This window comes from Lacrimispora amygdalina (assembly GCF_003432035.1).
Lineage (GTDB): Bacteria > Bacillota > Clostridia > Lachnospirales > Lachnospiraceae > Lacrimispora > Lacrimispora amygdalina.
Window position 1 is genome coordinate 1 of the sequence record NZ_QOHO01000020.1, and the last position, 18,245, is coordinate 18,245.

Annotated in this window: 19 protein-coding genes and 1 pseudogene; 15 read left to right on the forward strand and 5 right to left on the reverse strand. The window is 41.8% G+C overall.

Annotated features, from left to right (window positions below; all coding sequences use genetic code 11):
* From DS742_RS29205 to DS742_RS06965, 5 genes and pseudogenes are all read left to right on the forward strand, one after another.
* Nucleotides 1–282 (forward strand): annotated as a pseudogene (locus DS742_RS29205) (hypothetical protein); the annotation flags it as partial.
* 53 nt (nucleotides 283–335) lie between these two features.
* Nucleotides 336–986, forward strand: coding sequence for a hypothetical protein (locus DS742_RS06950; protein ID WP_117416269.1), 651 nt, complete (start codon nucleotides 336–338; stop codon nucleotides 984–986).
* Between the two features lie 24 nt (nucleotides 987–1,010).
* Entirely contained in the window at nucleotides 1,011–1,397 is a 387-nt protein-coding gene (locus DS742_RS06955; RefSeq protein ID WP_117416270.1) for a hypothetical protein, read from the forward strand.
* Between the two features lie 30 nt (nucleotides 1,398–1,427).
* Complete coding sequence (locus tag DS742_RS06960) at nucleotides 1,428–1,847, forward strand: GNAT family N-acetyltransferase (protein WP_117416271.1); 420 nt, start codon at nucleotides 1,428–1,430, stop codon at nucleotides 1,845–1,847.
* 18 nt (nucleotides 1,848–1,865) lie between these two features.
* On the forward strand, nucleotides 1,866–2,654 hold the full coding sequence (locus DS742_RS06965; RefSeq protein ID WP_117416272.1) for an EFR1 family ferrodoxin: 789 nt from the start codon (nucleotides 1,866–1,868) through the stop codon (nucleotides 2,652–2,654).
* Between the two features lie 15 nt (nucleotides 2,655–2,669).
* Here the strand turns inward: DS742_RS06965 and DS742_RS06970 are convergent, their stop codons facing one another.
* Nucleotides 2,670–3,188, reverse strand: a complete 519-nt coding sequence (locus DS742_RS06970) for an HXXEE domain-containing protein (protein WP_117416273.1) — start codon at nucleotides 3,186–3,188, stop codon at nucleotides 2,670–2,672.
* A 148-nt stretch (nucleotides 3,189–3,336) separates the two neighbouring features.
* On the opposite strand from DS742_RS06970, the gene DS742_RS06975 reads away from it, so the two are divergent.
* Nucleotides 3,337–3,906: a TetR/AcrR family transcriptional regulator gene (locus tag DS742_RS06975; RefSeq protein ID WP_117416274.1), complete on the forward strand. Its 570-nt coding sequence runs from the start codon at nucleotides 3,337–3,339 to the stop codon at nucleotides 3,904–3,906.
* Between the two features lie 95 nt (nucleotides 3,907–4,001).
* Here DS742_RS06975 and DS742_RS06980 read toward each other — a convergent pair whose 3' ends face one another.
* Complete coding sequence (locus DS742_RS06980) at nucleotides 4,002–6,641, reverse strand: cation-translocating P-type ATPase (RefSeq protein ID WP_117416275.1); 2,640 nt, start codon at nucleotides 6,639–6,641, stop codon at nucleotides 4,002–4,004.
* A gap of 194 nt (nucleotides 6,642–6,835) precedes the next feature.
* Nucleotides 6,836–7,705: a MurR/RpiR family transcriptional regulator gene (locus tag DS742_RS06985; RefSeq protein ID WP_117416276.1), complete on the reverse strand. Its 870-nt coding sequence runs from the start codon at nucleotides 7,703–7,705 to the stop codon at nucleotides 6,836–6,838.
* Between the two features lie 274 nt (nucleotides 7,706–7,979).
* On the opposite strand from DS742_RS06985, the gene DS742_RS06990 reads away from it, so the two are divergent.
* Genes DS742_RS06990 through dagF form a run of 6 tightly spaced genes read left to right on the forward strand, consistent with a single transcriptional unit; the run spans nucleotide 7,980 to nucleotide 12,367 of the window.
* Nucleotides 7,980–8,396 carry a PTS sugar transporter subunit IIA gene (locus DS742_RS06990; RefSeq protein ID WP_170313382.1) on the forward strand — a complete coding sequence of 139 codons (417 nt, stop codon included), beginning with the start codon at nucleotides 7,980–7,982 and terminating at the stop codon, nucleotides 8,394–8,396.
* 1 nt (nucleotide 8,397) lies between these two features.
* Nucleotides 8,398–8,889 carry a PTS sugar transporter subunit IIB gene (locus tag DS742_RS06995; RefSeq protein WP_117416278.1) on the forward strand — a complete coding sequence of 164 codons (492 nt, stop codon included), beginning with the start codon at nucleotides 8,398–8,400 and terminating at the stop codon, nucleotides 8,887–8,889.
* Nucleotides 8,890–8,901: 12 nt separating this feature from the next.
* Nucleotides 8,902–9,651: a PTS mannose/fructose/sorbose/N-acetylgalactosamine transporter subunit IIC gene (locus DS742_RS07000; RefSeq protein ID WP_097004587.1), complete on the forward strand. Its 750-nt coding sequence runs from the start codon at nucleotides 8,902–8,904 to the stop codon at nucleotides 9,649–9,651.
* A 1-nt stretch (nucleotide 9,652) separates the two neighbouring features.
* Complete coding sequence (locus DS742_RS07005; protein WP_117416279.1) at nucleotides 9,653–10,480, forward strand: PTS system mannose/fructose/sorbose family transporter subunit IID; 828 nt, start codon at nucleotides 9,653–9,655, stop codon at nucleotides 10,478–10,480.
* An 18-nt stretch (nucleotides 10,481–10,498) separates the two neighbouring features.
* A complete protein-coding gene (locus DS742_RS07010; protein WP_117416280.1) occupies nucleotides 10,499–11,629 on the forward strand; it encodes a DgaE family pyridoxal phosphate-dependent ammonia lyase in 1,131 nt (376 codons plus the stop codon).
* 3 nt (nucleotides 11,630–11,632) lie between these two features.
* The gene (dagF, locus tag DS742_RS07015) at nucleotides 11,633–12,367 is read left to right on the forward strand and encodes a 2-dehydro-3-deoxy-phosphogluconate aldolase (RefSeq protein ID WP_117416281.1); all 735 of its coding nucleotides are present in this window, start codon (nucleotides 11,633–11,635) and stop codon (nucleotides 12,365–12,367) included.
* Nucleotides 12,368–12,414: 47 nt separating this feature from the next.
* Here dagF and DS742_RS07020 read toward each other — a convergent pair whose 3' ends face one another.
* Nucleotides 12,415–13,155 carry a response regulator transcription factor gene (locus DS742_RS07020; protein WP_117416282.1) on the reverse strand — a complete coding sequence of 247 codons (741 nt, stop codon included), beginning with the start codon at nucleotides 13,153–13,155 and terminating at the stop codon, nucleotides 12,415–12,417.
* Nucleotides 13,152–14,996: a cache domain-containing sensor histidine kinase gene (locus tag DS742_RS07025; RefSeq protein WP_117416283.1), complete on the reverse strand. Its 1,845-nt coding sequence runs from the start codon at nucleotides 14,994–14,996 to the stop codon at nucleotides 13,152–13,154. The genes DS742_RS07020 and DS742_RS07025 overlap by 4 nt, the downstream gene beginning before the upstream one ends.
* Nucleotides 14,997–15,144: 148 nt before the next feature.
* On the opposite strand from DS742_RS07025, the gene DS742_RS07030 reads away from it, so the two are divergent.
* From DS742_RS07030 to DS742_RS07040, 3 genes are read left to right on the forward strand one after another with little or no spacing between them, the layout of a single operon-like run.
* Entirely contained in the window at nucleotides 15,145–16,503 is a 1,359-nt protein-coding gene (locus DS742_RS07030) for an ABC transporter substrate-binding protein (protein ID WP_117416284.1), read from the forward strand.
* Between the two features lie 35 nt (nucleotides 16,504–16,538).
* A complete protein-coding gene (locus tag DS742_RS07035; RefSeq protein WP_117416285.1) occupies nucleotides 16,539–17,417 on the forward strand; it encodes a carbohydrate ABC transporter permease in 879 nt (292 codons plus the stop codon).
* Nucleotides 17,417–18,244 (forward strand): carbohydrate ABC transporter permease, encoded by an 828-nt coding sequence (locus DS742_RS07040; protein WP_117416286.1) that lies wholly within the window; start codon nucleotides 17,417–17,419, stop codon nucleotides 18,242–18,244. The genes DS742_RS07035 and DS742_RS07040 overlap by 1 nt, the downstream gene beginning before the upstream one ends.
* Nucleotide 18,245: the final 1 nt, after the last annotated feature.

Consider the following 18,245-nt stretch of genomic DNA (forward strand, 5'->3'; position numbering starts at 1 on the left):
ATGATGATTGGATTATACGTGGACAAATGGTTTGAAAACAAAACCAATGACGGACTATTCCTGTATATGACTCCTCTTCAAATGGAAGAAATGGCATTAAGTTTTCATACCAATATTGTTTCACATATCGCTGCAGACGGGATAAACTACTTACTTTCCAGCAAAATTAATAGTGCTGATGAGGAGAATTTTAGCAAGTGGTATCAATTTCATTTGAAAACATGTGAAGATAGGAGTCTGTTAGGATATAGCCTGCATAGTATGATAATCTTGCGAAAGTGAATTTTATTTTCTGAGATTTTCCAAATATAAAAATGTTAAATGGGGGAATGAGAATGAATGTAATTAAAATTGAAGGTATATCGGATTCATATCCAGAACCGATAGAGGGTACCTTTGAGTGGTTTTATTGCAAAGAAAGCAATAACAGCTCTTGTGATTTATACGAGGCAGAGGAAATAGTAAAATCCAAAGAGATGTATTCCGGTACGGTGTGCCACCTGATTCATTATCCCGAGGGTCGGGTTTACAGCCCATTTAAACAAAAGGAGAATGTGTATATTGAACGGCCCGTCTGGGACAAGGGAGCGTTCTATTTTTTAGAGGTTGATTTTTCCAAACAAAAAATACAGATATACAGCTATTTCCCACACAGCCAGAGGCTTGAAATTATAAAAGAATTGCCGTTAGAAATTGTAAAAGATTGCTACAATCTGATGTTAAAAGTGTCCCCTCTTATGCTAACTAGGACTGGCAACGATGGAGTATATGAAATTGTCTGGCCGGAAAATAAAAGAATCGAGATAGGGGATACGGAGAGCCTGCTTTTTCGCGAAGGAAATGATCTTTATTTTTCTGGGTGGTGGGAAGATCCTGAGTATCATGAAAATATTATAATCAGAGATATTGATACGGGTGAGGTAAACGAAAATTATCCCGGTTATCTATGTAAGATGCCTAATGGGGTGTATTGGAGAATTCAATAAATTTTGTTAAAAGGAGCAGAAAAAATGACAAGTATTTATTATCAGGCAAATAGAAGTTATCCTCTTACTCAGTCAGAACAGGAGCAGGTTGCCCAGATTTTAAAGGAATGTGAGAAAAGCTATCCCTTTCCGGAAAGAGGAGAGGCCCTGCGCCAGTATTCCTATGATCCGGCTGATCCAGCATGCATCTTTTCTGGTTCTGCAAAGCTTCCGTATCCATATGATGATGATGATGAAACAATGGAAATGCAGACAGAGGCATTATTTTTTCTCATTGAGTGGCTGACCTCGGTTCGCAGAGTGATTCCCGATGCGCAGTGGGATGCCTCATTAGAGGATGTAGAGCTGATCTGGGATGAAGAAAATGGATATCGGTTGATGACGAATGAAGAATATGAGGATTACTATTAATGTGTATCAGTAAGCGGGAAGAGGTCTTTTATGATTCATATAAGATATGTTCAGGAAGAAGACAGAGCTTTCTGGTTTAAACTGGATAAACATTTGCCGGAGAGTGAATTTGAGAGAAAGATCAGGGACAAAATGGGGTATGTTTTATTTGAAAATGATGTTCCTGCAGGTCTGTTAAGATATAATCTTTTTTGGGACAATACTCCATTTTGCACAATGCTCTATGTGGATTTTGAGAGTCAGGGTAAGGGTTATGGAAGAAAATTAATAGAGTATTGGGAAAAAGATATGAAGACGATGGGGTATGGAATGCTTATGACTTCCACGCAGGTTGATGAAAATGCCCAGCACTTCTATAGAAAAATGGGATATAAAGGCAGCGGGGGATTGATTATTAATATTCCGGGGTATGAGCAGCCCATGGAGATGTTTTTTGTTAAAGAAATCTAGGAAGCGGATTGTGAAAATATGAAGACGGAAATTATTTATTTTTCTGCAACAGGTACAACAAAAGCAATTGTTACGGCAATTTCAAATGGTTTAAACGGTAAAGTTCATTTTACTGATATTACTCTGCCTGATAAACGAAAAGATGTTTTAACAGTTGACAGTGATTTAGTAATTATAGCAATACCGGTTTACGGGGAAAGAATTCCTCATTTTTTGTTTGATTATATAAAACAATTACAGGGGAACGGAACACTCCTTGCAGCCGTCTCAGTTTATGGAAATATGGGATTTGGAATCAGTCTGGAACAATTTAAAAATTTTGCGGAGATGAACAAATTCAGACTGATTGCTGCAGGGGCATTTATTGGTCAGCATACTTATGCCTCCAATGAGGCTCCTGTTGCCTATGGCAGACCGGATGTACAGGATATGCAGCAGGCTGAGCTTTTTGCTGAGAGTATTCAAAAGAAAATTGATATGGGTAATTTTGCGTGTCCTGAAATACCAAAATGTATGCTGCCGGGATTTATAACAGAACTTCCGGATTCGGGGACAAGGTTTCTGGTCAGGCAGCCCCGGATATATAGGACTTCCTGCAATTCCTGTGGAGCTTGTGTGCAGAAATGTCCGGTGGGTGCCATTGACCCCGAAACCTTAAAGATTAGTGAAAATAAATGTCTTCGTTGTTATGCATGTGTGAAAGTCTGCCCGAAAGCCGCCAGAACAGCCAGACTGCGTCTTCCTTTTTTTAGAACCATATTTTACCATGCAGGCATGAAAAGAAAGGAAAATCAGATATTTTTATAAATGCAGGCATGCATTTTATTCCGATTCTCCTGCAAGTCCTGCCAGCTGGTGTATGTTCTTATGAAGTAATTTCATATTCCCAAATGCGAAAACCAGGCCGGCTATGACCCAGAGTGTTATCTCAACTGCTGAGTAATTTAAGATCCTCTGCGCAAGAATCAGGATGTAACAACAGGGAAACAGTGTCAGCCAAGCGGTGACTTCTCCAGGCACGTAATGCCGGTAAGACAGGGGCAGCAGGACAATATGGAATAGAACAAGATGAATAATATTCGCTGTCAGCAGGCCGTACCATAAACCATAAAAGCCAGTGATATTTCCAAGCAAGGTAGCAAGAATCCATAAAATCAGTTCCTCAAATACCCCCACAGCCAGGCCTGATGTGCTTTTGGTGTTGCCGAACGGTGTAATGGGAAGTGGGATAAATTGTTTTAATTCCTTTTTACACCACTGTTTTGCTTTAATAATCTCTTCCATATCATGTACAATAAATAATAACGGGAATAACCAGGTAAACCATCTTAATTCATTCATAATTGCATCTCTCCTTTTTTGATTATTATTTTAATCAAATGGCAGAAAGTTTCAATCAACAGAATTTTATCCGTTATATACATAAGCTACAAAACAATATATAATGTTGCTTATTTATATATAAAAATAATATTGGGAAGGAATATATATGAACCAGAATGATTTACGTGTGAAAAAGACCAGAAAAAATATTGAGAATGCGTTTATTGCCTTGTTGATGGAAAAGGATTTTCATAAAATAACGGTTCAGGATATTCTTGACCGTGCTTTAATTAACCGTTCCACATTTTATAAGCACTATATGGACAAATATCAGCTTGCTGAAACTCTCTGCGATGAAGTATTTGAATTTTTAAAGGCGGCTGTCAGAGAGCGGTTTGACTGCGATACAACAGAACATATCCTTATGGTACTTAAACCAGTGTATCAGATTTTATCTGACAGGAAAGAGGAAATCCTGGCCCTTTTTACCATTCATACAGAATCCATTCATTTATATGAAGATATGTACGATTTCTTACAGAAGAGTTTTTATGAGAGACAGAAAATGACAAACAGAAAGTCGTTGGAGTTGTTGGATTATTTGTCTAATTTATATGCGGCTCTTGTATTGACTGCAATGAAATGGTGCCTGAAAAATGAGGGGTATGAGGAACTGACCAGGCATACGCAGCTCTTTCAGCATCTGAAAAAAGTATTTGATTACCCTGGCGAGTGAGAAAACAGATTGTCAGTTGGTGGTGGTGGAAATAATCAGGCGGCCGGAATTCTCCATTTACTGATAGAAACGGATGAATCCGGCCGCTCATATAATTATCTGCGTTTCATTAATTTTACGATTTCCATAATCGGTATGATTGTGACTGCAATCAGTACAGCTACAGCATATTCCATAAGTGAGATATGCTCGAACGAGAACGCATTTCTTAAAAATGGAATGTAAATAACTGATGTTGTTAAAATGAAGGACATAAACAAAGAACTGTTCAGAAATCTATTCTTTGACTTTAAATGAAAAATGGAACTGTTTCTGGAACGCATATTAAAGGAATGAAACATCTCAAGCAGAGACAATGTAAGAAAAGCCATTGTCATGCCGTCTGCGCTTTTTGCGATTTCCCAGGCTCCGCTTTCCACATAATGCCCCACAAAGTAGGCTGTCAGCGTCAGGAGTGCAATAACAAAGCCCTGAAATGCAATATCAATACCTACCCCATCAGAAAAGATGCTGTCTTCAGGGTTTCTTGGAGCGCGTTTCATGATATCAGCTTCTTCCGTTTCCATGCCCAGTCCGATAGCAGGGAAACCGTCTGTGATCAGGTTGATCCATAGTAAATGGACTGGTTTTAAGATGATAAAGCCCATGAGGCTGGCGGCAAATACTGCAATCACTTCTGCTAAGTTCGAGGAGAGCAGGAACTGAATTGATTTACGTATATTATCATAGATCCGGCGTCCTTCGGCTACTGCTGCAACAATGGTGGCGAAATTGTCATCTGCCAGAACCATATCCGCAACATCCTTTGTGACATCAGTTCCCGTAATACCCATTCCAACACCGATATCCGCTTCTTTGATTGCGGGGGCATCGTTAACTCCGTCTCCAGTCATGGCAGTCACTTTAGAGAGCTTCTTCCATGTTTTCACAATACGGACTTTATGCTCAGGCTGTACTCTGGCATAGACGGAAAAGTTCGTAATCTTTTTCTCCAGTTCCTCATCTGATAATTTTTCCAGTTCCCCTCCTGTAATAGCCATGCTTTCATTTTCCAGAATTCCAAGTTCTTTTGCTATGGCTACGGCAGTGTCTTTATGATCCCCTGTAATCATAATGGGGCGGATACTGGCATTCTGACATTCCCTGATGGCCGCTTTTACTTCTGGACGGACGGGATCGATCATACCGGAAAGTCCAAGATAGATCAGCTCACTCTCCAGTGCTTCTGGTGCGAAAGCAGGCGGGGCGTCTTCCCACTCCCGCATGGAAGCGCATAAAACACGAAGTGCACGGTCAGCCATGGCCTTGTTGGCCTGTACGATATCATAGCGGATATCATCTGTCATGTTTACGATGCTTCCATTCATGTATGCCTTGCTGCAGCATTTTAATACCTCATCAGGGGCGCCCTTTGTAAACTGGATTATGGTACCGTCTTTCTTTTTGTGTACAGTAGACATCATCTTTCTTACGGAATCAAACGGCGCTTCTCCGATTCGCTCATAATCTCTGGCGAGTACCGGCTTTGATAAACTGTTTTTATATGCATCGTTTACCAGGGCGCATTCCGTAGGTTCACCTACTGCCTGAAGGCTGTCCGGGTCAAGAACTGCATCAGAACAGAGTGCCATTGCTGTCATGAGAAGAGGCTCATCTGAAGTGGAATGTTCAACCACAGTCATCTTATTTTGTGTTAGAGTTCCGGTCTTATCCGAACAGATAATCTGAGTGCAGCCCAAGGTTTCTACAGCTGTCAGTTTTCTGACAATTGCATGTTTGTGGGACATTTTTGTTACGCCTATGGACAGAAGTATGGTTACTACAGCTGCCAGGCCTTCCGGAATTGCGGCAACAGCCAGTGAAACAGCAATCATGAAGGTATCAATCAGTTCTTCCAGATGAATGCCGTTTCCGGAAAAACCGGTTCTTAAAATGTTTACAGCAAACATTAAGGCACAAATCCCCAGAACCATGATGGACAATACCCTGGAAAGCTGATTAAGCTTGATCTGAAGGGGAGTTTCTTCATCTTTGGCAGTATTGAGGGCATCCGCAATATGGCCGATCTCCGTTTCCATTCCGGTATAGCAGACGACGGCCTTTCCACGGCCGTAAACGATAGTAGATCCGGTATAGATCATGTTTTTTCTGTCTGCCAGAGCAACTTCCCCATTTTTGGCATTAATTACATCGCTGTGTTTGGAAACGGAGACAGATTCGCCTGTCAGCGCGGCTTCTTCTGCTTTTAAGCTTGCGCTTTCCAAAACCCGGGAATCGGCAGGGACCGAGTCTCCTGCCTCCAGAACTATGATGTCGCCGGGAACGAGCTGCTCTGAGCGGATAATTTCTAGTTTGTCATTTCGGATTACCTTTGACGTAGCTGCCGTCATCTCCTGCAGGGATGCAATGGCAGATTCGGCTTTGGATTCCTGATAAACTCCAAGAATTGCATTAATAACAACTACCAGGAGAATGATAACCGTATCAATTAATCCTTCCCCCTCATAAAAAGAGGTGACTCCGGAGATAACTGCAGCAGCAATCAGGACAATTGTCATAAAGTTGGAAAGTTCTTTTAAAAATTTTTTGAAGAGACTTGCTTTTTTTCCCTCTTTTAATTTGTTTAAACCATATTTCTCCTGGCGTTCTACAACCTGGGCTTCGGTAAGTCCCTGAGGAGATGTCTCAAGCTGGATTATAACTTCATTGGATTCCAATAAGTATTCTTTTTGCATTGTTTTTCTCCTATAAATTATTTGTATGTTGTTTGATCAATGATAGATAGTGTTTCCCTTTTTTTCTTTAATTATCACAATTTATTAATCTCCATCCTGCAATGGAAAGCTTTAACGTGCGCTGATTAAGGCTAAAGAACCCACAGTTTTACTGTTGTAAGGCTGTGGGTTCTTTTTTTACATGTATTTACACACTATAGAAGATCCATAAATTTTTGAAGTCCGTCCCTTGTGTCATCACTGTTTAATTTGGAATAGGATGCAGCCTTCTGGAAGAACTGGAATGATTTCACATCCTCCGACAGAAAATTATGGAACAGCATATCAAAGAGAACCAGTATGAGGATTTCCCTTGTTATGGTGTTGCTGCTTAAAAGCAGATCTGTCTTTGGAATCAGAAGGATGATATTGGCATAGGGAGAGCAGAGGGATTTCTCATAATTGGTAATGAGCAGGACACTGCTGCCGTTTTTCTTAAAATCAGCCAGTATGGAAGCCAGCTGTCTGTGATTTCCGGAGAGAGAGATGGTGATAAAGAGATCAGTCTCCTGAGAAAGACTCTGATATAACTTCAGTGTATCATAGTTGGTAAGCGCCTGCACAGTAAGACCCAGAGTCATAAATTTGTGGGCGATTATTTCCGCTATGTTCTGATTGAAATTCAGTCCGATAATAAAGATCCGCCGTGATTTTAACATCAGCTCTCTGGTATGGCTGATATCCGCAGGGTTGGTTAAGTGAAACAGGCTGTCTAAGAGCATCTTGTAGTCGTTGAGCAGGGCGGAGTAGTCGGAATGATTGACGGAGGAAGAACTTTTGTCGATCTCCTTCTGCATGGTATATTTTAATTCATTCAGGCCTGAGTACCCTACTTTTTGGGCAAAACGTATGATGCTGGCGTCGGAAGTTCCAATTTCCTTTGCCAGTTCCTGGGCACTGAGCTCAATGAATTTCATTGTAGATTTTTTGATGTATTGTACGATTTTCCAGTCCGTTTTGGTGAATTGGTTGGACATGCCGTCAATACGGGCCATTAAGGTAAACAGTTCATAGTTTTCTGTCATTTGAAATACAGCCTTCCTTTCAATCTTCCCGGAAAAGGGAAGCCGTCTTGTTATTTCTGTAGTAGTTATGTAGTGAATTTCAGATTAAGTATATCATATTTCTGATTTATAATTCAATATTCCTTGATTAAAAAAGTTATAATTACAAAAAAGTAGCAAAATACATAAATAAAACTGTGAAAATAATATAGATACAATATTGACATAAAAAATGTAGTATGCTACAATTCGAATTACAAAAGGAAATACAAAATGTTAGATGAGGAGGTACGATATGGAGAAACCGCAGATTTTGCTCTTAACTCACGGAGGCTGGGGAAAGGCGCTGACGGAAAGTCTGAAAATGATTATGGGAAGCGTTGATTTTGTTCATGAGATCCCGCTTCTGCCGGAGGTTACGTTTGCAGAGTATTACGCCAAGGTGGATGAATATGCAGCCGGGATGCCGGAAAAATCCCTGATTTTTACGGATGTATTTGGCGGAACAACCACCAATGCAGGTGCAAAGATCGGACGGGAGCGGAATATTAAGGTGGTTTCAGGACTGAATGCGCCACTCATGATTGAAGCCTGTACCCAGATCCAGTACACCGGAGACTGCAACTTTGAAGTGGTTTTGCAGCAGGGGCAGTCATCAATCATTGATGTGATCAGTGAGGTCACAAAGTCAATGGGAAAAAAGGAGAGTTAGAATGGCAGAAATTGTATTATGCAGAATTGACAGCAGGCTGATTCACGGACAGGTTATGACCAAATGGGTGAATCAGTCAAAAGCCAATCGGATTGTTGTAGTAAGCGACAGTCTGGCTGCGGATGAATTTATGCTGGAGATTTACTTAATGTCTGCACCTGCAGGGGTTAAGGTCGAATGTTTAAGCAGAGCAGATGCAGTAAAGAATTGGAATGAAGACCAGTTTGGCAGCGGCCGGGTACTTTTACTGCTTCCGGATTTAGCAAGCATGAAGGAAGTATATGACGGAGGAATTAAGGTCACTGATATTCAGGTAGGAGGGCTGGGGGGAGCTCCTAACCGGAAAGTGGTATTTCAGAATATCACTTTGGATGATGAAGATGTGGAAAAGTTGATTTCGTTACAGGAGGCAGGAGTAAAGATTATCTTCCAGACAATTCCGGAAGATGTACCGCAGGATTTTCACACCATTTTAAAAAAATACAATAACTAAGGAGAGTATGATATGAGTGTGTTGATGTTAGCTGTATGTATGGGGTTTTATTACTGGTTCTGCCGTCTGAGATTTGGATATACCTTTTCTTCCATGCTTCTGCAGCCGGTTGTCATCGGTGTTTTTGTAGGGCTTCTCACGGGAAATATGCCTCTGGCCATGAAGATTGGTGCTGGACTTCAGCTGGTTTATTTAGGGGTTACATCCACTCCCGGCGGTAATGTGCCCAGTGATCCTGCTCTTGCAGGATGCATTGCAATTCCTCTTGGAGTAATGTCTAATATGACTCCTGAGGTTGCCATTGCTCTGGCAATTCCATTTGGAGTAATTGGAGTATTTGTGGATCAGTTAAGAAGAAGTACCAATGCAGTCTGGGTTCATATGGCAGACCGCTATGCGGAAAAAGCGGATACAAAAGGGATTTTGCGGGCAGCGTTTCTTTACCCGGCTATCGCAGGACTGGTAATCCGTTTTCCAATCGTATTTGCAATTGACTTTTTTGGTGTAACAGCAGTGGAGAAGCTGATAGCGGTTCTTCCTCAGTGGCTGATGCATTCCTTTGAAATCATGGGAGGAATTCTTCCGGCTCTCGGTTTTGCAATTACCTTATCCGTTATTGGAAAGAAGTCACTGATACCGTTCTTTATAACAGGATTTTTCGCAGTTATGTACTTAAAACTTGATACAATGGCTGTAGCAATTTTTGCAACCTGCGTTGCATTGCTGTTAGGTTTATTCCAGATAAAGGAGGAGGCGATTTAAGATGGGAGAGCAGACACAGGTAAAAAAACTGAATAAAAAAGATATTACCAAATCCATGTGGATTTATTATGCCGGCGCAGAACTTTCCAATTCCTATGAGCGTCTGCAGAGTCTTGTATTCTGTGCGTCCATGACGCCGGTTTTAAAGAAGCTGTATGATACAGATGAGGAATTGAGTGCAGCCTTAAAGCGCCATCTGGTTTTCTTTAACACGGAAGGAATCTTCGGCGCCATCATTCAGGGAATTGCCATTTCCATGGAAGAACAGAAAGCAAATGGAGAGAATGTAACAGATGAGGCAATTACGGGCATTAAAACCGGACTGATGGGACCTATTGCGGGAATGGGAGATGCGATTGTATGGGCAGCAATCATGCCGATCATTATTTCTATCTTTCTTCCTTTTGCAAGCAGCGGTTCTGCACTGGGAGGCATTCTGCCGCTGATTCTGTATCCGGCCATTACCATTGCCATCGCTTACTGGCTGATTCATAATGGTTACACATTAGGCAAAAAGTCAGTGGTATCACTGCTTCATGGCGGCAAGATGAAATCGATTATCTTTACAGCAAATGTGATTGGTCTTACCATGATGGGGGCATTATCTGCAAGTTACGTAACCATATCCACACCTTTGAAGTTTGGTTTTTCCAGCGGAACGCAGATTGTGGTTCAGGACATACTGAATACGGTAGCACCAGGTCTTCTTCCTCTGGCAGCCGTATTTATCATCTATTTTTATTTAAGAAAGAAAGGACCGTATTATAACAGAATTCTGCTTACAGTCGTGGCAGTATCTGTCATCACTTCTCTGCTTGGAATTCTTTAATGGTCTTAAGGAGTAATAATGGAAAACATATACAGTAAAAGCGGTCTTCAGGCCGTGATTAATGCTTCCGGAAGAATGACAAAGCTGGGTGTTTCCACCATATCGAAAGGTGTGGGGGAAACACTGGTGGAGGCAGCCGGCAACTATGTGGTAATAGACGATCTCTATGTCTATGCGGGCAGAAGAATTGCAGATCTGATTGGAACAGCGGATGCCTGTGTTACATCCAGCGCCTCCGCTGGAATTGCACTGGCAGTTGCTTCCTTAATCTGCGGAGGAAACTTACAGAAAGTAAAACACCTTTATGACCTTCTTCCTTCCGTTACGAAAAGGGAAGTTATTCTTTTAAAAGGGCAGAACGTGGATTTTGGCGCTCCGGTTGCAGAGATGGTACAGATTGCAGGAGGGAAAATCGTAGAGGCCGGATATGCCAACGGGGCTTCTGTTGAAGATATTGAACAGGCAGTAACAGAGGATACGCTGGCAATACTGTTTGTGAAATCCCATCACTGTGTTCAGAAGGAGATGCCAGATGCCGGGTCAGTCATTGAGCTGGCAGGACGTCTGGGGATTCCATGTATCGTGGATGCGGCAGCAGAAGAAGATTTAAAAATCTATGCGGCCATGGGCGCCGACTTTGTATGCTACAGCGGAGCGAAAGCCATTGAAGGGCCAACCAGCGGTTTTGTTGCATGCAAGACAAGAGAACTGGCAGACAACATGAGGCTGCAGTACAAAGGCATCGGCAGAGCTATGAAGGTAGGAAAAGAGTGCACCATGGGACTTGTAACGGCAGTGGAGGAATATGTTGCCGGGGAAAAGACAAGTCCTGTCTCCAAAGAAGAGCTGGAGCGGTTTGCGGCCTGTGTAGGGGAGATACCAGGCTGCAAAACATCAATTATTAAGGATGAGGCAGGAAGAGAAATATTCCGCTGTAAAATTGATTTTAATCCCGAACTATACGGGATGAATGCAAAAGATGTGGTAAGAGAGCTGCAGCGGGGAGATGTAGCCATCTTTACCAGAGATTATCAGGCAAATGTAGGTTCTATCGCAATTGATCCCAGGCCTTTAAACAGTGAGAAAGAACTGGAAATCATTGAACAGAGGCTTAAAGAGATTCACAAATCAGCAAATGGAGGGAAATAAAGGTTGGAAGGATTGAATTTTTACAAAGGAAGAGTCTGCTTAAACTGCCTGACAAATTCCGTTGACAATGCTAAGGCAATTTATGAGGCTGCCAAGGGTCATGTTGCAGTTGGTATTTTGTCGGCAAATTATCCCGATGCCGAACGTGCAGCGGAGGATATGAAACGATATCAGGAAGCGGTGGATAATAACATTTCCGTTGGTCTGGGTGCAGGAAATCCCGGACAGTGGAAAGCGGTTGCGGATATATCCGGACAGATTAAGCCGAAACACATCAACCAGACCTTTACAGCAGGCGGATATACCAGAGCCAAAACGGGAGAGGGACCATTTTTAAATTCCATGGTTGCACCCTGTGGTAAAGTGGGATATGTTAAAATCTCAACCGGTCCGCTCTGTAAGGACATGGAGCCTGCAATTGTTCCGGTTAAAACTGCAATTGCAATGGCAAAGGAGCAGGGAGCTGATTCCCTGAAGTATTTTCCCATGGGAGGACTGAAGGTGAAAGCGGAGTATGAGGCGGTCGCTGCAGCCTGCGCAGAGAGCGGATTCGGGCTGGAGCCAACCGGAGGGATTGACCTTGATAACTTCTCGGAGATTTTAAAGATTGCGGTTGATGCAGGCGTGGAACACATCATTCCTCATGTATATTCTTCGATTATTGATAAAGAAACGGGAGCTACAAGAATTTCCGATGTTGTGAAACTTTTTGATATGATACAAAAAATTTTAGATTAAAAAATGGCTGTTTTCCTGTCTGTGGGGCGGGAAAACAGCTTTTTTAATCATTCATTTCTGTATTCACTGGGACTGATGCCGTAAACATGCTTAAAGGTTTTGCTGAAATGGAACGGATCAAGGTAACCGGTGAGCTGGCTTACGTCGGCAATGGATAATTCCGGATTGCGCAGAAGCTGCCTGGCAATATTAAGTCTGTAGTTTCTCAAATATTTGGAAGGTGTAATTTCTGTGTATTTGAAAAATATTTTGCTTAAATAAGGCACTGAAAATCCAAATTCGGAAGCCAGTGTGGTAAAATCAATCTGAGTCTGATAGTTCTTGTGAATGTATTCTTTAATCAGTTCCACTATTTCTTTTGCCCTGTTAGAGGAATGAAGCAGTGTGACGGAGTCAAAACGGTCCTGGGTTGCCAGAAGCTTGGTTTCCAGGGCAGCCAGTGTCTTTTCCAGTTCATCGTAATTGACTGGCTTTAGTAAATAATTGCTCACTTCATACCGGAGCGCTTCCTTTGCGTATTCAAAATCTGAATAGCCGCTGATGATTACGCATAAGATAAACGGAAATTTTTCGTGTATATTTCTAACTAACTCAAGTCCATCCATCTCCGGCATCCGTATGTCTGTGAAAATCACATTGGGCAGATGTTCTTTTGCCAAATCCAGTCCTTCCAGACCATTCGTTGCAATGGCTTTCACCTCAAAGGCGGGATTTAACTGTTCGATTCTTCTGGCTATATTTCTGGCAATTAAGGCTTCGTCTTCGACGATTAAAACAGAATATTTCAAGGGATCATTCCTCCTATAACAACGATGGCGCCATGGGGCACATTGTTGCTCAGTCTAAATATATGATTGCCCTGGTATAGAATTTTAAAACGGATGTAAATATTCATCAGCCCCATTCCGTCTATTTCCAGATTGGGCAGAACGCCGTTTTTCTCAATCAGGTTAATCTGGTTTTTCAGTTTTTCCAGGTCTTCACTGGAAAAGCCAGGACCATTGTCCCGGATTTGCAGCTCCCAATAGGTGTTTGTCATAATACCCAGAATTTTTACATTCCAGGGAGGACTTGATCTGGTTGAATATTTGATGGCATTTTCCACGATCAGCTGGAGGCATAGTTTTGGAAGCAGGATCTGATGCATTTTTTCCGGTATGTCAAATTCAAATTGAAGAGAGTCACAATACCTTACTTTCATGCATTCCAGGTAATCACGGGTATGGTCAAGCTCATCTTTTAAAAGAACCAGCTGCTCGCTGTCGGAGGAGATATAACGCAGGATTCTGGAAATGGTCTGGCACATGAGAATGATCTCACTGTTCATGTTCTCGTCTGCCATTGCCTGTATGGTGGCCAGAGAGTTGTAAAGAAAATGAGGGTTCATCTGTGCCTGAAGCGCCAGCATTCTGGATTGCATGTCACTGTTTTGAAGCTGAAGTTCCCGTTCCATTGATTTTCTTGCTTGTCTCTGCATTTTTAATAAAGCCTGGTATAAGGTGTTCACTTCTGTAATTCCAATTTCCATGTCTTCAAATTCAGTTGTGTCTTTTTCTTCCCCTGTCAGCTGGAATGCCCGTACCTGATGGTAGATCTTATAAAGCGGAGTGGCAATTCTGCGCGAAATCAAATAGGAAACCATTACGGTTATGAGCATGACCGTAAACAGAAGAATAAAAGCTGTGTTTAAATATTGATGGACTGGCTGCATCAGCATGCGGTTATCAATAACAAGTGCTGTAGTAAAACCGGTATATTCAGATGAGGAAAAAATGATGTATTTATTTTCTGATTTTAAATAGATGGGATTTACCCCGGAGCTTTTGGCAGGTCTGCTTTGCTGCGCCTGAATCAAATCGTAATAGCTGTCTGGTGTGCTTAAGCTGCCTGTCGTATAGATGGTCTTCCCTTCCGGACTGAAAATGTATACATCTTCTTGATACGGGCTGTTAAACGTATTTACTGTATTTGCTATACTTTTAAAGGATTTTTTGACCTCTACAATACCTTGTGGAACATTGAGCGGGCTATAATATAAGCGGCAGAGTGATACAAAATAATTATCACCGGAATAGGAGTAAAAGCGGCCAAGAGTGTCGTCTTTACCGCAGTAAATAAATTTCTTTCCCTTAGCCTCAACCACCTTATTGCACCAGTCTTTTTCACTCACCCGTTCCTTTGATGCATGATTATCAAGGCCTACTCCAAATTTACCGTAATCAAGGGAATAGAGGTAAGTCTGATCGGCGGGTGAATTGGGACCGATCATGGCGATAATCAGGTCAAACAGGATTTTGGTGTTATTAATGTTTTCATAAATTTCATTTGAACTTAGGGTGTTGTCCTGATAATTGATGTATATGCCAAATTTTTCTTTTATCAGGTTGGAATAAATGATATTCTGGGATACAGTATCAAGGTCGTGAATGACAGAATCAAAGCTGCCCATAATCATGGCGGCATTATTCTGAAGGGAAGAAAAGGCATTTACTTTTATCTTTCCGGTTTCACTAAAAACTGTATGAACCGTGAATGCCAGGATTACTGCAATAAATAAAGCAGTATAGGGAAGAAAAAGTGTTGACATTATGCTGTGTTTTTTAACATTCTTTGTTTTATTTGCTGCCATTTAAGCCCTTCCTTCCTGCGGTTTATTCTGCCGGTTAAAAATATACATGAAAACAGATCGAAATGTTCATTCAAAAATGTCTATATTACACTATATAATACAGATAACATGATAAAAGTCAACATTTAATTTTGGGGAGGTATTTTTTATGAAGTTAAAAAAGTTAGCTGCATTCAGTCTGGCTCTGGCCGCTGCCCTTTCATTTTCCGGCTGTTCAAAAGAGGACAATGCTACGCAGAAAAGTACGGCTGCAGGAGAAAGCACATCTGCGGAAGCGAAGACATCTGCTGCGTCGGAAAAAGGTGGAGTTACTCTTTCTTTTATGGCCAGCCAGGACTGGATTCAGGATGCAGAAATTGAACTGTCCAAGAAATTTACACAGGAAACAGGAATCAAAGTTGATTATCAGATTATTCCATCCGATCAGTATGTGAATCTTCTGATGACAAAGTTAAACACCGGGGAATGTACGGATATTTTTGGAGCACAGAGTGGTAAATTTGATATTAAGGCACAGATCAATGTGGAAAAAAATGCGGTTGATTTAACGAAAACGTCATGGGGAAGCCAGGTTGAACCATTGGTGGCTGATCAGCTGTCGGTAGACGGTAAGCTGTATGGGCAGCCGATTCAGGACGTATCTTCCGTATGGGCAATCGGTTATAACAAACAGATTTTCAAAAAGCTGAATCTGGAGATTCCCAAAGATTATGAAAGCTTCCAAAAAGTCTGTGATACCATAAAGGCGGCAGGAATTACTCCTATTTATGAGTGTGTGTCAGATGGCTGGCATCATACATTATGGCTGCCTGAGGCAGGCGTTGAGGCTGAAACAGCTGAGCCTGGTATCGTTGATAAATGGAACAGCAACCAGGTACCGTTTAAAGGAAATGCAACCTTAATGACAATTCTTAACCAGATCAATGACATGGTAGCAAAAGGTTACTGGGGAGAAGACTACATGTCCAATACCTATGCGGATTCAGCAAAAAATATTGCCTCCGGCAAATATGCTATGACCGTTGCCAATCAGGGGTTTGGAGTGGAAGTTAATAAGGTAAATCCTGAGATTGCAGTGGATGATATTGGCTATTTCGTAATTCCGCTGGCTGACAACCAGACATTAAACGTTAACCCGGCAGGTCCTGCAAGATTCATATTCAGCGGTTCCAAACACGCAGCTGAGGCGCAGCAGTATTTAGAGTTTTTAGCCAAGGAGGAAAATCTTAAGTACCTCACTGAAAATGTAGGCAAGTTCAACAAACTGCCATTTAATAATGCTCCCAGCATGTATACGGATACAATTCAGGATTTTTATAACAGATATGACAAAAAGGGAACTGTAATCCAGACAGCTGTAAAATATGTAAATCCGCAGTGGAGTGAGATGGGAGCCAACTTGTCCGCCATGATCGTTGGAGAAATGACTCCGGAGGAAGTGCTGGCATCTATTGATGAAGTGAGAGCCCAGCAGGCAAAGGCAGCAGGCGATCCGGCCTGGAAATGACAGCATGGAAGATCAGTTGAAAGAGAGTGAATACGATGAATAGAAAAAAGATATATCCTACTTGGTTTGCGGCTGGGGCATTGCTCTTATATTCGGTGTTATTTGTCCTTCCCGGAGTGATTGGAATCGGCTATTCCTTTACAGACTGGTCATCTTATTCAGACCAGTTGAAATTTGTGGGGCTGGAGAATTTTAAGACTGTATTTTCAGCTGATGGAAATTATCTGAAGATTATGAAAAACACTTTGGTATTCACTCTTGGAACAACTGTAATAAAAAATATACTGGGACTTGCGCTTGCAGTTCTGCTTACAAAGTCCATCCGCTTTTTGAATTTTCACAGAGGGGTTATGTTTATGCCATCTGTGCTGTCCACTCTGATACTGGGTATGATTTTCACCTCCATTTTAAATCCGTCAACCGGGTTGTTAAACACATTTTTCCGGAGTATCGGGCTTTCGGGTCTTGCAAAACCCTGGCTTACAAGTCCGGCATACGCATTCAAATCGGTGATGGCGGTGGATATCTGGCGGGGGACCGGTTATATTATGACAATTTTAATTGCCGGAATCCTTTCCATATCTTCGGATTATTATGAGGCCTGCAGCATTGATGGTGCTTCCGGCTGGCAGAAGTTCCGGTACATCACATTACCTCTGCTTTTGCCCACACTGGCAACAACCACTGTTTTAAATGTCATATATGGACTTAAGGTCTTCGACATGATCTATGCTTTAACAAATGGAGGCCCGGGAAAAGCGACCACGGAGGTTCTTTATACGGCAGTATTTAAAAAATTCGGTACTGGACAGTATGCCATAGGTACGGCCCTTTCCTCCGTAATGTTTTTATTCATGGTGTTGATCGGATTCTTTATGATCCGCCTGATGACGAAAGACGAGGTGCAGGAATAATGAAAGCAAAAAAGAAAGCCGCCGCCGCCGCAGTAAATGCAGCGGCGTGGCTCATAACGGCAATTTGTCTTGTTCCCATGCTGCTGATATTTCTGAATTCTTTTAAAGATAGTCTGGGAGCATCGGAGATGAACCTGAAATTTCCAGGACTTCCGCTGCAGTGGAACAATTTTCTGGTTGTAATTGAAAAGGGGAAGCTTCTTACCTCTTTTATGAATAGCTGCATCTATTCCGCAGTCAGCGTTTTTCTGTGTACGGTGCTTTCAGCAATGGCCTCTTATGTATTCTCAAGAAACCGTTCAAAATTAAACCGCTTTCTCTACCTTTACATGGTACTGGGAATTACCATGCCGGTTAATTATGTGGCATTGACAAAAGTCATGATGTTACTTACACTAAATAATACAAGGCTTGGAATTGTGCTTTTGTATACGGCTATGCAGCTGCCATTTTCGGTATTCCTGATTCATGGATTTGTGGCAAAGCTGCCGGCAGAGCTTGATGAAGCGGCTGTCATTGATGGCTGCTCACCGGTGAGGCTGTTTATATCGGTAATTCTTCCGCTGTTAAAGCCTGCTGTTGCCACGGTGATTGTACTGACTTTTTTAAATACCTGGAATGAATTTGTTTCACCGCTGTATTTTTTAAGCAGTTCTTCAAAATGGCCGATGACTTTGTCCGTATATAATTTTTTCGGTATGTATTTTAAAGACTGGAATCTGGTTTGTGCAGATATTCTGCTGACCAGTCTTCCTGTAATCCTGGTGTATTTACTTGGGCAGAGATATATTGTATCCGGTATGACAGCCGGAGCAGTGAAAGGATGAC